Genomic DNA, 14,358 nt, shown 5'->3' with positions numbered 1-14,358 from the left:
GCCCGTCGAATTCACACGTTTCTATTTTTGCCGACAGACATCTAGCATTACGCCGATGCGGATCGCTTCTATGTTTTCACGGTGCGCACTCGGCACAGCGATGGTGCTGTCCCTCGCGCTGAGCACCGGCGTGCCCGACGCGGCAGCAGCCCCCGAGTCCGGTGCCCGCGTCACGGCAAGCGCCGACGGTCTCGCACTCGACGGAAATCCTTGGTGGCCGACCGGATTCAATGCCTATCAGCTTGCGACCGATTGGTCGGTCAACGCAGGCTGTGGAGCGATGGTGGACCTGAACGGCTACTTCGGTGCCCTGCCTTCACATTCCCTCACGCGGTTCAACGCGTTCCAAGCGCTGGCGATCAACCGATTCACCGGCGCACTCGACTTTCGCCCGATGGACGCGGTCTTCGCGGCGGCCGAGGCGCACGGGCAACTGGTCGTCCCGGTTCTCTCGCCACAGGACGGGGCCTGTGAAGGAAACGCCTTCAAGGGCAGACAGTGGTACGTCGACGGATGGACGACGCCCCCTGCCGTCCCCGACGCGAATGCGGTGACGAGTTTCGAGCAGTGGATGCTCACTGCTGTGAACCGGTGGAAGGATTCGCCCGCACTGGCAGCCTGGGAATTGGTCGGTGAGCCGGAAACCAGCTCGTGCACCGACGCGGCGTGCTCGTGGACCACCCGAACCTGCACCGCAGACGCCGCCCAGGTTCTGCGCTCCTTCTTCGACACCGCGGGGCAACAGCTCCGCACTGTCGATCCCCGCACCCTGATCACCGCCGGTCTCACCGGCGGCGGACAGTGCGGTAGCCAGGGTGACGAGTACGAGTACCTCGCCCAGTCGCCCTTCGTCGATGTGCTGCAGTACCACGACTACGGATACGACGGTGTGCCGTTGCCCGGAGATCAGTGGAACGGGCTGCAGCGGCGGATCACCCAGAGCGCTGCGGTGGGCAAACCCCTCCTGGTCGGGGAGATCGGCCAACTCGCCGGTTCCTGTGGCGATATCGGCTCTCGCGCAACGAGTATCGCCACCAAGATCGACGGCCAACGCGCCGCAGGCACAGCCGGAGCCCTGCTGTGGGCCTTCGTACCCGACCCGCGGCCGGACGAGTGCACCTACGACATCGGACCCGGCGATCCGTTGTGGCAGACGATCGGACGTTAGGGCATCCTCGTTGTCCGCGACTTCACCTGAACGTTCCTTTACTTTCGCTTTTGGGTGACAGCGTGCCGTGACATGAAGCCACTACCCTTGTTCGCGGTTCACGACGGAAGCTCCAAGCGGTCAGCATTGACGTGCAAGTACAAGTGCGGGGATGCGTGTTTCCACGAGGTTCCCAACACGTCGAAGGGTCAGTACTTCGGCGACATCGTCAAGACCGCCATGTCGCGGCGCGGTGTGATCAAGGGCGGTGCCATGGCGGTACTCGCCGTGGGTGCCGGTAGCGCTCTCGCGGCGTGCTCGACCGACGAGCCCGCCACCACCGGAGGCGCAACCTCGAGCACGTCGGGTACCGATACCCCGCCCGTCGACGGCGTGGATTTCGTTGCGGTGGAACCGAACACCGAGGACGCAGTCGTGATACCCGAGGGCCACGAGCAGGCCGTCGTCATTCGCTGGGGCGATCCGGTGCTCGACGGCGCTCCGGCGTTCGACTTCGACAACCAGACCGGTGCGGCGCAGGCCATGCAGTTCGGCTTCAACAACGACTTCGCCGGCCTACTGCCGGTGGAGGGCACGCCCAACGCATTCCTGCTGGTGGTCAATCACGAGTACACCACCGAGCCGGCGATGTTCAAGGGCTACGACGAGGAGAACCCGACGCGTGAGCAGTTCGACGTAGCGCTCGCCGCGCACGGTCTGACGGTGGTTCAGGTTCAGGGCGAGGGCAACTCGGGCAAGCTCACCCCTGCGATGGGCCGGTACAACCGCCGTATCACCGGCACCACGGAGTTCGTCGTCACCGGCCCCGCCGCGGGCAGCGACTTCCTCAAGACGAGCGTCGACCCGACGGGCACCCGCGTGCTCGGTACGTTCAACAACTGTGCAGGCGGCCTGACGCCGTGGGGCACGGTGCTCTCCGGCGAGGAGAACTTCAACCAGTACTTCGGCAACGCGGAGTCGGTCACCGAGACCGTCGCCGCCGAGCGGCTCGCCCGCTACGGCATCGAGGGTGCCGCCAGCGATCGCAAGTGGGAGACCTTCGACAAGCGCTTCGATCTTGCCCAGGAGCCCAACGAGGCCAACCGATTCGGGTACATCGTCGAGGTGAACCCGTGGGATCCGCAGTCGGCTCCGATCAAGCACACCGCGCTGGGACGCTTCAAGCACGAGGCCGCCACCATCTACGTCACCGACGACGGCACCGTCGTCGCCTACAGCGGTGACGACGAGCGCTTCGATTACATGTACAAGTTCGTCTCGAGCCGCAAGATGATGCCCGGCACCGGCGCGGCCGCTATGCGCAACAACCTGACGCTGCTGGACGCGGGCACGCTGTACGTCGCCACGCTCACCGGCGACTCCCCGGACGAGATCGACGGCTCCGGCACCCTTCCCGCCAGCGGTGAATTCAAGGGCACCGGAACGTGGGTGCCGCTGCTGCGCACGAACGAGGACGGCCGCGGCGAATCCCTCGTCGACGGCATGACCGCCGAGGAGGTGGCGGTGTTCACCCGCCTGGCCGGCGACAAGGTGGGCGCGACCAAGATGGACCGCCCGGAGGACTTCGAGCCCAACCCGGTGACCGGCAAGGTCTACGTCGCGTTGACGAACAACGCCAACCGAGGCACCGAGGGCAAAGCCGGGGCAGACGAGGCCAACCCCCGCAACACCAACAAGAACGGCCAGGTGCTCGAGCTCGAGGACGACCACGCGGGCACGTCGTTCACCTGGAACCTGCTGCTGGTGTGCGGTGACCCGAACGAGGCCGACACGTACTTCGGCGGCTTCGACAAGAGTCAGGTAAGCCCCATCTCGTGCCCCGACAACCTCGCGTTCGACTCGAAGGGCAACCTGTGGGTCTCCACCGACGGAAACGCTCTCGACTCCAACGACGGCCTGTTCGCCGTGGTGCTCGACGGCCCACGCCGTGGTGAGACCCGCCAGTTCCTGACGGTTCCCGCGGGCGGCGAGACCTGCGGTCCCATCGTCTCCGACGAGCGGGTCGTGGTGTGCGTGCAGCACCCGGGCGAAAGCGACGATGCCACCGCCGACGCACCGATCTCGCATTGGCCCGACGGCGGCGACACTCAGCCGCGGCCGTCCGTCGTCGCAGTCTGGAAGTCGGCGTAGCAGGTATTCGTCAGCGCCGTGATCGCCGCGAGGTCGTGGACCTTCGCGGCGATCACGGCGTTGTGGGGGTCGATCACCAGCGAGCCAATGCCTTCAACGATTCCGGTGTGCCCGAGTAGTGATTGATGTCGGTTCGCCCGTCGATTCCGGGAATCGTGCCACGGTCGGTGAACTGCCAGAAAAGCCAGTCGGTCCAGCCGCCGGGCAGCGGCCCCAGCTCGTCGTCGTAGTCGGCGATCCACAGCGGATAGTTGTTGAACTCGTGGGTGTCGGCCATCGCCGTCCGCCAGAAGTTGGGATAGGTGTAGATGATCGGCTGACGTCCGGTCAGCGTCTGGACGGTATCGAGGTACCGGTGCGTCCAGTCGATCACCTCGGCCGGCGACCTGCCCTTGGCATCTTCGAGGTCGAGCACCGGCGGCAGATCGCCCGGTCCGTTGATGCCCAACACCAGTGCCGAGTAGTACGCGGCCTGCAGCTCGGGTGACAACGTCACATCGGCGTAGTGGTACGCCCCGCGCGCCACGTTCGCCGTGCGCATGACGATGGAATCCTCGACGAAGTACGGGTTGACGTAATCCAGCCCCTCGGTGGCCTTGACCATCGCGAAGCCGTGGCCCGCAGCCTTGACGGCATGCCAGTCGATCGCGGTGCCGTCGATGTGTTGCCACGACGAGACGTCCGGACCCTGCCGAACAGCGGACGCGATGCCGGGCGCAGCGCAGGCGATGACGCCGACGGAGAACAATCCGAACAGGGCACGCAGCGTGCGGGAGAAGACCACCCGGGTGAGGTTAGGGGCCCGGACCTGGGCACTCAATGGTGAACAGTCACTAATGCGTTCTGTCCACAGACGTGATTGAGTCGTCGGTGATGAGACGTGGGTAACACTCACGCTGCCGATGGCGACATACCCAGAGTCGGCACGAACAAACAAGTCCAATGGAAACACGAACTACATCTCTTGGCTCGGAGGCGCACCCATGACTGTCGTGAACGATCTCTCGCATCTGGCTCTCACGGAGCTCGACCCGTCCGACTACGCGGTGCCGACAATCGCACCGATCCGAACCACCGGACACCTCGACCCCGTGTTCTGCATCCACCCCTTGGTGGGTCTGGTCGATTGCTACGCGGGCCTGACCGCTCACGTGGACGACGACCGCCCCATCTACGGCGTCCAGGTACCCGCGTCCGGTGAGCGCGCGGAATCCCTCGCGGCACTGGCGGCGCAGTACGCCGACGACATCGTTCGCATCCAGACCGACGGCGCCATCCACCTCCTCGGCATGTCGTTCGGTGGAGTTCTCGCTCACGCCATCGCCGTCGAACTGCAGAATCGGGGCGTCACGGTCGGCGCACTGACGCTGCTCGACAGCGACCCTGTCCGGGCCCGCGCCGAGGGTGCCGATCTCCTCGCCGCCATGGGTGACGAGATCGATCGCAGCCATGTCGAAGAATTGCTCGCCGTCGCCTCGCACAACGACGAACTCGTTCAGCGCCACCTACCCGGCATATACTTCGGCGACATCCTGGCCGTCTCGTCCCTGGGGACCGACTCCGGTTCCGCATGGCATCCCTTCGTCTGCGGCACCGTCGCCAAGTACCTCGTGCCCGACGCCACCTCGTTCGACGTCGTCGGCCCGTTGGTCGACAGCTACCTCAGCTGATCTCGCGCTACCCCAGCCAGTCCAGTACGGCCGCGGCCGTCCACGATTGCTGCATGCTGCCGAGCGGCTTGCCGGTGAACGGTTCGTAGTACTCGGCGAAGCTGCCGTCGCTGGCCTGGCGCAAGCCTTCGTCGCGCAACGACAGTGACCGCTCGGACCACCCACGACGCGCGAATGCCCACGAGAACAGCCACGTCATCACCGGCCACACCGGCCCGCGCCAGTACTCACGGGCACGGAAATCCTTCGAGACGGGCGACGTGGACGGCGGAACCGCGTACCGCAGATCCGGGTGACCGCAGAATCTCGTGCCCTCGAAGATCCGAAGCAGATTGCGTTCCTGCTCGCGGGGCAGGCCGCCACACAGCAACGGCGCGAACATCGCGATGGTCTCGGTGCCGATCCACTGGCCCGTCCGCAGATCGAAGTCGCGGGCCCCGCCGGAGCGCGCGTCGGTCGTCGCAATCACTCCCTTGCGGAACTTCTCCGCCCACGACCGCAGCTCCCGAACATCGGAGTGGGGACGCGAATGATCCTCGCCGATGGTCGCGAGCACATCGCAGGCCACCGCGAAGATGGCGCTGACGAACACATCCTCGACGGCGAAGCTCATCTTCGTCTTCAATGCGTCGTCGTCGTACCCGACCTGCTTCATCTCCTCCACGAGCCAGATGTAGCGGTCGTACTCGAGATTGCTGGGCCGCTGGGAAGCGTCGCTGATGACCGCCTTGTCCTCCCGGAAGTACGGATCCATCTCTCCCGGAACCACATTCGCGTAGGCCGAATCCCACCGCGGCGAGTTGTCCATCCCCGACTCCCAGCCGTGGAAAACCGCGATTCTTCCGTTGTCGTCGACATCGCGGGCCTGGGCGAGCCACCTGTGCCACCGCACCAGATCACCCCAGCGGCGATCGAGAAACTCCTCGGCGACGGCACGCGTCGTGCGTCCGTGGCGCTTGGAGTGATCCAAGATGCGCTGCACCGCGATCGCGTGGACCGGCGGTTGGGTGATGCCCGAGGTCTGCGGGCTCATCGGTGCGTGCGACGCGAGCGTGCCGGTGGCCCACCGCGCCGGGCCGGGGAAGTAGCCGTCGACACCGTTGGCGAACACGATGTGCGGGATCATCCCGTTCTTCCACTGTGCGGAGAGCAAGGTGTCCATCTCCACCACGGCCCGCTCCACGCTCAGCGGGGCCAGTCCGACGGAGACGAACGCCGCATCCCAGCTCCACATGTGCGGATACAGCCGCGGAGCCGCACTGGTCATGGTGCCCAGGTCGTTGCCCCTGAGCAGATATGCCGCGCGCGCTGCCAGCTGCGTGGAAGTGAAACCTCGATCGCCCATGCAGACAGTTTGCGTGCACAGGCGACATTCCGCTCGTTTGAAATTGCGGACCGAACCTGTCCTCGATCGCTCCTACTGTGAACATCACCAACCACCAGGAGGAACAATGACCACCGAGAACACCGACATCGTGAAGATGCTCGACGAACAACGCGCCAATTTTCACATCACCGTCCGCGGAATCACCGAGGAGCAGGCGCGCACCCGCACCACCACGAGCGAGTTGACCCTCGGCGGGCTGCTGCATCACGTGATCAGCAACGAACGGCACTGGATGAAGGTGATCGCCGACCTGGACGAGAACGCGGAATTCGACATGGCCAGCGCCGGCGGCGAATACGTCATGGCCGAGAACGAAACCGTCGCGGGGTTGATCGCCGAATGGGACGAGGTGGCGGCCTCCACCTCGGCTGCGCTCGAGACGTTGGACCTCGACCTGTCGGTCCCGGTGCCGACGGCACCCTGGGCACCCGAACGCATTTGGCAGAGCGCACGATTCACGGTGCTGCACATTCTGCGCGAGATCTCCCAGCACGCGGGACACGCGGACATCATTCGTGAAGAACTCGACGGAGCGAACACCACCCGGACCTGGGCAGCCGAAGCCGGTATGAGCTTTTGAGTAACCTGCTTTCATGACTCGTACTGCGTTGGTGACCGGAGCAAGCCGTGGCCTCGGGGCCCACATCGCCCGACTGCTCGCCCCGGATCACCACGTCCTGCTCGGCGGACGATCGGCCGAGTCTCTCGAGCCGATCGCGTCGGAACTGGCAGGAGCTACCCCGTGGCCGGTGGAACTGACCGATCCCGACGCGGTTGCGGCGGCCGCGTCGGGCATCGATTCTCTGGATGTGTTGGTGCACAACGCCGGAGTCGCGGCGCTGGGGACGGTCGAGGAGTCGACGGCCGATGATTGGCGTCGGCAGTACGAGGTGAACGTCATCGCCGTCGTCGAGCTGACTCGATTGCTCCTTCCGGCGCTGCGAAAGGCGAACGGCCATGTGGTGCTGATCAATTCGGGTGCGGGTATTCGCGCGAACCCCGGGTGGGGCGGCTACGCGGCGAGCAAGTTCGCGCTCCGGGCCTTCGGAGATGCACTACGGCAGGAAGAACCGTCGCTACGCGTGACCTCGCTGCATCCCGGACGCATCGACACCGAAATGCAGCAGGAGATCGTCGCGCACGAGGGTGGGGAGTACGACGGCTCGAAGTTCCTGCAGCCCAGTACCGTTGCCCGTGCGGTACGCAATGCCATCGATACGCCTGCCGACGCACATCCCACAGAAGTGGTGCTGCGCACCAGGTGAGCGAAAGTCCCCTCGGTCGTTGCGCAGGCTCCACTCCGGCCTCGTAGTGGGGGTCGAGTTTCCGCTCACAACAGAGGGTTCGGCGTGAGTCTGGTAGTTCGTTGGCCAGACGACTTGCGTGGGCCCCTCGGCTACGCACGTTGCCTGCAATCAACCCCGCCGACCTTCGTCGCTCAGAGGTCGTCGAGTTTCACTATGCCGTCTTGCAGGGCCCTGGCGACGAGTGCCGCCTTGGTAGGTGCTGCCCGACCGACGCGGGAGTATTTGTCTCGAATTCGTGTCAGGTGGGTGTTGACGGTTCCCAAGGCGATGTGGAGGCGCGCACCGACTTCGACTTTGGAGTCGCAGTCCAACCAGACTTTCAGGACTGCAACTTCACGCTCGGTCAGTCCGGGTGACGCGTACGTCGGCGCTGGTCGTCGGCCCTGGACTCGCCCCGATGCAAGAGTGGAACGGGTGACGGGCGGCCTCGGGCCGAGGGGGTTGCGCACTGTCCCGGGCACTGCGACGCGCGTCTGGACTTGGGGTCGACGATCGATCAACACCATCGGGTCCTCCTCGAGATACCGGCCTTGAGGCCGATGAGTATCGGACCACGGACCGCGAACCCCCTGCAACACAAACCAATTCGAGAACAACATCGATTCGAGTGTTACGACTACACAGACATGTAGTTAGAACTAAACACTGCGAGCTCGGTCACTGGATTGCTATGGTTCGTGATCCATTCAGGTGCTGTGAAGTCCAGTGAAGGCGGTTGACGTTGAACCCTAGGCCCGTCCCGCGTGAACAATTTCTCCACGCCGGATACCGGCTCCTGAACGACGTGGACATGACCCACCTCGCCCGCTCGCTGTCCATCTCGGCGGTGGTCGACGGTGCTGGGCTGTCGCATCAAACGTTCCACAACACCTACCCAGGCAACTCTCGCAGTGGAGGTTCCGGCGGCAAAGAAGCGTTCGTGGCGGATCTTCTCGACAACCTCACCGTGAATTACATCGGCACGACGCCCATCGACCCGCCTGCCGGGCTGCGAGACGCGACCGCGCCGGTGTCCGCCCTGTTCGAGGACCTGACCTCCGGCCTGATGCGTCGGCGCCTGGTCGCCACCCTGCTCGCCAGCGACCACGACGGGGCGCGCAAAGCCGTCACCCCCGAATTCGAGCGACTCGATGCCGACCTGCGCACCATGGTGGGTCGGGCCATCCAAGCTCAGGGCGGGTCCGTGCGTCGGCCACTGACGTTGACGTCCCTGTCCACTGCCCTGGGCGCACTTCTCGACGGCTACGCTCTTCGCGAGATGCTCACGCCGGGTTCCGTTGCCACGAGCGAGGTAGCCGAGGCAGTCACCTCGATCCTGCGTTGGGCCGTCGACCCAGTGCATTCCGATCGGAACTCGACCGAACCCGACCCCGTCGACGTGCTCGACGATGCCGCGTCCCTCCGCCCCGATCTGGAGGCCGACGTCATCGCGGCCACGGAAGCGCTCTTCCTCGACAACGGATACTTCCTGGTGACGCTCGCCGACATCGCCGCAGCAGCAAAGATTCGAGTCGAGGATCTCCGACGCCTGTTTCCCAGCAAGGTAGACATCATCGTCGCCGCACTGAAACCCGAGTTCGATCGCGTCCTACGACTGCGCCGAGCCGACGAACGCCTCGGCATCGAGCCCGCAATCGCTCTGCAGCGCACGTTGATTGCGGTGGGCGAGTTCGTGATCGACAACCGCGCGATGAGCACAGGGATGCTCCTCGCGCTCAGCTTCGAGCAGTTCCAACAGCCGAGCACGATCACGACCGTGATGGAGAACCTGTACCTACCTGCCGCCGTCGTCCCCATCCTCGAACGCGGTCGCGAAACCGGCGTGTTCAGCGACGAGGCACCGACGATCGAGGCGGCAGTCATGCTGACCAACAACGTGCTGTTCCGATGCTTGACGCGGCCGACCGAATCGGCAATCGACGTTGCCGACGGCGTTCTCCGACTACTCATGCCCGGCATCTCGACCAGGACGCCCTGACGTCACCCGGCCCGAGGGTTCGTCTCAGGTCTAGAACTTGGTCTGCGAAAGTCCTACGGTTGTTTCATGGCACTGTCGAAGGCAGAACGCGAAGAATTTCTGGCCGAACCTCACATCGCCGCGCTGTCCGTCGCTGCAGGCCCTGATCGTGGTCCGTTGACTGTCCCCATCTGGTACGACTACACCCCCGGTGCCCAGGCGTGGGTCCTCACCGGGAAGACGTCCAGGAAGGCCGAATTAATCAGAGCTGCAGGTCGATTCACGCTGATGGTCGAGCAGTCGGACCCGAGGATCAGGTACGTCTCGGTCGACGGATCCGTTGCGCGGGAACAGCCGAGTACACCGGAGTTACTGCGCACCATGGCAGCGCGCTATCTGCCGCCGGAGAAGGTCGACGGCTACCTCGAGATGGCCGACAGTGAGCACGAAGCGAACGTGGTGTTCTACCTGCAGCCGGAGCATTGGCTGTCGGCCGATCTGGGCGCGATCTGACAGAACCACCCGGGTTCTACGGAGTCGGTGCCAGGCTGTTTCCGGGCGGGATGGTTCCGCAGTTGCTCCGCTTCGGCCCACCGGAGAACCGCTCGGTCAGGAATTGCAGACTCTGGGCCTCGAAAGCCGGGAAGGCTTCGCTGTGCGACAAGCCGTCGTACTGCGCGTACTGCACATCGACGCCCCGGCCGCAGTATTCGTACGCCAGTCCCTGTACGTCCGCGGTGATCATGACGGAATCGCCGATCGGATCGGCTTGCCCCACAGCCAGGAACATCGGCGTCCGCGGAGTGCCTTGGCTACCCATGATGTTGTCGTCGATCGCCGCCACCACCTCGGGTACGTCGAGCATGGAGGTGTACGGAGCCTTGACCATCGACGCGTCGGTGAGCGTCGGGTAGTCGTCGGCGAACTGGGCGATGCACTCCTGATCGACCTGATCGATCACCTGGCGACCGTAGTCGGAGATGAAATCGTCCAGGTCGAGACCGTAGGCGCGTTGGTAGGCGACGATCAGAGCCGGAATGACGCCCGCCCACTCCTTGCTTCCGCTGACGTACGGCAGGTTGTGAGCCAGGTCGACGGGCAGCCCGCCGGCCGCCGCTCCGACGAGGTTCAGCTCGGGTGCGTACTCGGGGGCAATCTCGGCACCCCACTGCGTCGGGACGGAGCCTCCGGAGTATCCGACCATGCCGACGGGGGTGTTCGACGGAAGCTGCAGAAAGGACTGTGCCGCGCGAACGCCGTCCAGAGCTGCGTACCCCGACTGCCGTCCGATCGTCCACTCGAGTTCCTCGCCCTCGTAATCCGGCACGACGACGGTGTAACCGGCAGCGAGATAACCGGCAATGACCACCTGTTCCGCACCGGCAATAGGACTCGTGGACCCGCCGCTGAGGGTGTACGAGGGATTGCACTGGGACCCGAGGGCGTCGTATGCCATGTGGTACGACACGATTCGCGTCGGTCCGGGGATCAGCGGCCGCAGCACTGTGGCGACCGTGACGACGGCGTCGCCCTGCTGGTCGGTAGTTCTGTACAGAACCTGGCTACCGGTGACCGGCGTCGGCTGGTTCGGCGTTCGGAACGTCATGGGCCTCGACCGAAGCACCGTTCCCGGGGAGACGTCCAGGCCACCGTCCCAATCGTAGAACGGATCGTCGGCCGGAATCGGTGAGCCGGGCCCCGGATCTGCTTGTGCAACAGGGACACTCACGAGCGTGACGGATCCAAGAACCAGGACGACGGAGGCCACCAGCCTCACCACGAATCCTTTACCGACCTGTGACATGGAACAAATTAAAGCCCCGAGCTCGAAGTTATGGACGGAAATCGCCAGATTTTCATCCACAACTTCGAGTTCGGCGGGGGCTACTTCAGGACGATGTTCACCATTCGACCCGGGATCACGATGACCTTGGTCGGGGCCTTGCCGTCGAGCAGGGCGACGATCTTCTCGTCGGCCAGTGCAGTCTTCTCGACGTCGTCCTTGGTCGCATCGGCGGGGACGGTGATGCGGCTGCGTACCTTGCCGTTGACCTGAATGGGGTAGTCGACGGTATCGGCGACGAGCCACTTCTTCTCCACGCGCGGGAAGGGACCGTGTGCCAGCGACTTCTCGTGGCCGAGCTTGCTCCACAGTTCCTCGGACAGGTGCGGAGCCAGCGGAGCGAGCATCAGGATCAGCGGCTCGACGACCCCACGCGGAGCACCGTCGGGGTACGCCTTGGTGATGTGGTTGGTCAGCTCGATGAGCTTGGCACCGGCCGTATTGTCGCGCAGCGCAGCGTAATCCGCGTGCACACCATCGATCACACGGTTGAGCACGCGCAGTGTGTCCTCGGTGGGCTTGTCGTCGGTGACGCGGACCTCGCCGGTCACCTCGTCGAGTACCAGTCGCCACACCCGCTGCAGGAACCGCTGCGCGCCGACGACGTCCTTGGTCGCCCACGGCCGCGACGTGTCCAGCGGGCCCATCGACATCTCGTAGAAGCGCAGGGTGTCGGCACCGTACTCGGCGAAGATCTCGTCGGGGGAGACCGAGTTCTTCAGAGACTTACCCATTTTGCCGTACTCACGGTTGACGGGCTGGTCCTGATGGAAGTAGCCGCCGTCGCGCTCGATCACCTCGGCCGCGGGTACGTAGACGCCTCGGGCATCGGTGTAGGCGAAGGCCTGGATGTAGCCCTGGTTGTACAGGCGACGGTACGGCTCGCTCGAGCTGACATGGCCGAGATCGAACAACACCTTGTGCCAGAAGCGCGAGTACAGCAGGTGCAGCACCGCATGCTCGACGCCACCGACGTAGAGATCGACCCCGCCGGGATCGTTGGGTCCGTGGATCTCCGGACGCGGCCCGACCCAGTACTTCTCGTTCTCCGGGTCCGCGAAGGCCTCGGAGTTGGTGGGGTCGATGTAGCGCAGCTGGTACCAGGAACTACCGGCCCACTGCGGCATGACGTTGGTGTCGCGGGTGTAGGTCTGCAGCCCGTCGCCCAGATCGAGCTCGACGTTGACCCACTCGCTGGCCTTCGCCAGTGGCGGGGACGGCTCGGAGCCGGCGTCGTCCGGATCGAACGAGACCGGCGCGTAGTTCTCGACCTCCGGAAGTTCCACCGGCAGAGCAGAATCCGGCAGGCCGTGCGGGTTGCCCTCGGAGTCCCAGACGATCGGGAACGGCTCGCCCCAGTAGCGCTGGCGAGCGAACAGCCAGTCGCGCAGCTTGTACTGAATGGTGCCGCGGCCGGTGCCGTCGGCTTCCAACCGCGCGATGACGGCGGCCTTGGCCTCGTCCACCGGCAGGCCGTCGAGGAAGTCGGAGTTCACCACGGCACCGTCGCCGACGTACGCGGCCTCGGTGACGTCTCCGCCCGAAATGACCTCGCGCACCGGTAGACCGAATGCCGTGGCGAACTCCCAGTCGCGGGCATCGTGTCCGGGTACGGCCATGATCGCGCCGGTGCCGTAGCCCGTCAGCACGTAGTCCGCGATGAACACCGGCACCTGCTCACCGTTGACCGGGTTGCTCACGTAGGCGCCGATGAAGACGCCGGTCTTCTCCTTGTTCTCCTGCCGCTCCAGATCTGACTTGGCGGCAATCGAAGCGCGATATGCCGCAACGGCTTCCGCGGGAGTAGCGGCTCCGCCGGTCCACTTCTCGGACACGTCGGAAGGCCACTCGGGAGCAACCAACCCGTCGACCAGTTCGTGCTCGGGGGCGAGCACCACGTAGGTGGCACCGAACAGCGTGTCCGGGCGGGTGGTGAACACCTCGATGTTCGAGAACGAGACCTGCGCACCGCGGGATCGCCCGATCCAATTGCGCTGCATGGTCTTGACCTTCTCGGGCCAATCCAGGTACTCGAGGTCGTCGACCAGGCGGTCGGAGTACGCGGTGATTCGCATCATCCACTGCCGCAGGTTCTTTCGGAACACCGGGAAGTTGCCGCGATCGCTGCGTCCGTCGGCGGTGACCTCCTCGTTGGCGAGCACCGTACCCAGACCGGGGCACCAGTTGACCATCGAGTTGGACTCGTACACCAGACGGAACCCGTCGATCACCTCACGGCGCTCACCGACGGTCAGCGATTCCCAGGAGCGGCCGTCGTCCAAAGACCGCTCACCCGAGGCGAACGCCGCCTCCAGTTCCGAGATGGGCCTGGCCTTACCGAGGTCCGCGTCGAACCACGAGTTGAAGATCTGCAGGAAGATCCACTGTGTCCAGTGGTAGAAGTCGACGTCCGTCGTCGCCAAGGACCGTCGGCGATCGTGCCCGAGACCCAGCCGACGCAACTGGCGTCGCATGTTGGTGATGTTGTTCTCGGTGGTGCTGCGCGGGTGCGTGCCCGTCTGCACGGCGTACTGCTCGGCCGGCAGACCGAACGCGTCGTAGCCCAGCGCATGCAGCACGTTGCGACCCTGCATGCGGTGATACCGCGCGAACACGTCGGTGGCGATGTAGCCGAGGGGGTGGCCGACATGCAGGCCACTGCCCGACGGATACGGGAACATGTCCTGAACGAACAGCTTGTCCTTCGGGACGTCTCCGGCGAGGGTTCCGACCGGGTTGGGAGCGTCGAAAGTGCCCTGTGTCTCCCACAGGTCCTGCCACTGCTCCTCGATGTGCCCGGCGAGATCGGCTGTGTAGCGGTACTCGGGGGCGGACTCGGTGGGTGCTTCAACGGAATCGGTCACACCTACCAGCCTAAAGTGTGATGCGGCCCGCC

12 protein-coding genes are annotated in these 14,358 nt (G+C 64.9%); 7 read left to right on the top strand and 5 right to left on the bottom strand.

The features are described 5' to 3' along the window. The first annotated feature begins 100 nt into the window (after positions 1–100). The gene (locus tag CH283_RS13250) at positions 101–1,168 is read left to right on the top strand and encodes a beta-mannosidase (RefSeq protein WP_176460258.1); all 1,068 of its coding nucleotides are present in this window, start codon (positions 101–103) and stop codon (positions 1,166–1,168) included. Positions 1,169–1,240: 72 nt separating this feature from the next. Further along, positions 1,241–3,298 carry a PhoX family protein gene (locus CH283_RS13245; RefSeq protein ID WP_094638382.1) on the top strand — a complete coding sequence of 686 codons (2,058 nt, stop codon included), beginning with the start codon at positions 1,241–1,243 and terminating at the stop codon, positions 3,296–3,298. 73 nt (positions 3,299–3,371) lie between these two features. On the opposite strand, the gene CH283_RS13240 is transcribed toward CH283_RS13245, so the two are convergent. Beyond that, a complete protein-coding gene (locus tag CH283_RS13240; protein WP_094638383.1) occupies positions 3,372–4,082 on the bottom strand; it encodes a glycoside hydrolase family 25 protein in 711 nt (236 codons plus the stop codon). A gap of 199 nt (positions 4,083–4,281) precedes the next feature. Between CH283_RS13240 and CH283_RS13235 the strand changes: the two genes are divergently transcribed. Next, complete coding sequence (locus tag CH283_RS13235) at positions 4,282–4,968, top strand: thioesterase domain-containing protein (RefSeq protein ID WP_094638384.1); 687 nt, start codon at positions 4,282–4,284, stop codon at positions 4,966–4,968. 7 nt (positions 4,969–4,975) lie between these two features. Here the strand turns inward: CH283_RS13235 and ggh are convergent, their stop codons facing one another. After that, positions 4,976–6,313 (bottom strand): glucosylglycerate hydrolase, encoded by a 1,338-nt coding sequence (gene ggh / locus CH283_RS13230; protein ID WP_094638385.1) that lies wholly within the window; start codon positions 6,311–6,313, stop codon positions 4,976–4,978. Positions 6,314–6,419: 106 nt separating this feature from the next. Between ggh and CH283_RS13225 the strand changes: the two genes are divergently transcribed. Then, entirely contained in the window at positions 6,420–6,935 is a 516-nt protein-coding gene (locus CH283_RS13225; protein ID WP_094638386.1) for a DinB family protein, read from the top strand. A gap of 13 nt (positions 6,936–6,948) precedes the next feature. Then, positions 6,949–7,620, top strand: coding sequence for an SDR family oxidoreductase (locus CH283_RS13220; protein ID WP_094638387.1), 672 nt, complete (start codon positions 6,949–6,951; stop codon positions 7,618–7,620). A gap of 173 nt (positions 7,621–7,793) precedes the next feature. On the opposite strand, the gene CH283_RS13215 is transcribed toward CH283_RS13220, so the two are convergent. Beyond that, positions 7,794–8,168, bottom strand: a complete 375-nt coding sequence (locus tag CH283_RS13215) for a LuxR C-terminal-related transcriptional regulator (protein WP_094638547.1) — start codon at positions 8,166–8,168, stop codon at positions 7,794–7,796. A 284-nt stretch (positions 8,169–8,452) separates the two neighbouring features. Here CH283_RS13215 and CH283_RS13210 point away from each other — a divergent pair, with 284 nt between their 5' ends. Together CH283_RS13210 and CH283_RS13205 are read left to right on the top strand one after the other, a co-directional pair. Beyond that, on the top strand, positions 8,453–9,640 hold the full coding sequence (locus CH283_RS13210; protein ID WP_141215238.1) for a TetR/AcrR family transcriptional regulator: 1,188 nt from the start codon (positions 8,453–8,455) through the stop codon (positions 9,638–9,640). A gap of 66 nt (positions 9,641–9,706) precedes the next feature. After that, positions 9,707–10,132 carry a pyridoxamine 5'-phosphate oxidase family protein gene (locus CH283_RS13205; protein ID WP_094638389.1) on the top strand — a complete coding sequence of 142 codons (426 nt, stop codon included), beginning with the start codon at positions 9,707–9,709 and terminating at the stop codon, positions 10,130–10,132. Between the two features lie 16 nt (positions 10,133–10,148). On the opposite strand, the gene CH283_RS13200 is transcribed toward CH283_RS13205, so the two are convergent. Further along, positions 10,149–11,423 carry a lipase family protein gene (locus tag CH283_RS13200; protein ID WP_094638390.1) on the bottom strand — a complete coding sequence of 425 codons (1,275 nt, stop codon included), beginning with the start codon at positions 11,421–11,423 and terminating at the stop codon, positions 10,149–10,151. An 80-nt stretch (positions 11,424–11,503) separates the two neighbouring features. Beyond that, positions 11,504–14,326, bottom strand: coding sequence for a leucine--tRNA ligase (gene leuS / locus CH283_RS13195; RefSeq protein ID WP_094638391.1), 2,823 nt, complete (start codon positions 14,324–14,326; stop codon positions 11,504–11,506). Positions 14,327–14,358 lie beyond the last annotated feature (32 nt).

Source organism: Rhodococcus sp. 05-2254-2 (assembly GCF_002259095.1).
Taxonomy (GTDB): Bacteria; Actinomycetota; Actinomycetes; order Mycobacteriales; family Mycobacteriaceae; genus Rhodococcoides.
Note: the sequence above shows the minus strand (reverse complement) of the source record. Positions and strands in the feature narration are given on the sequence as shown.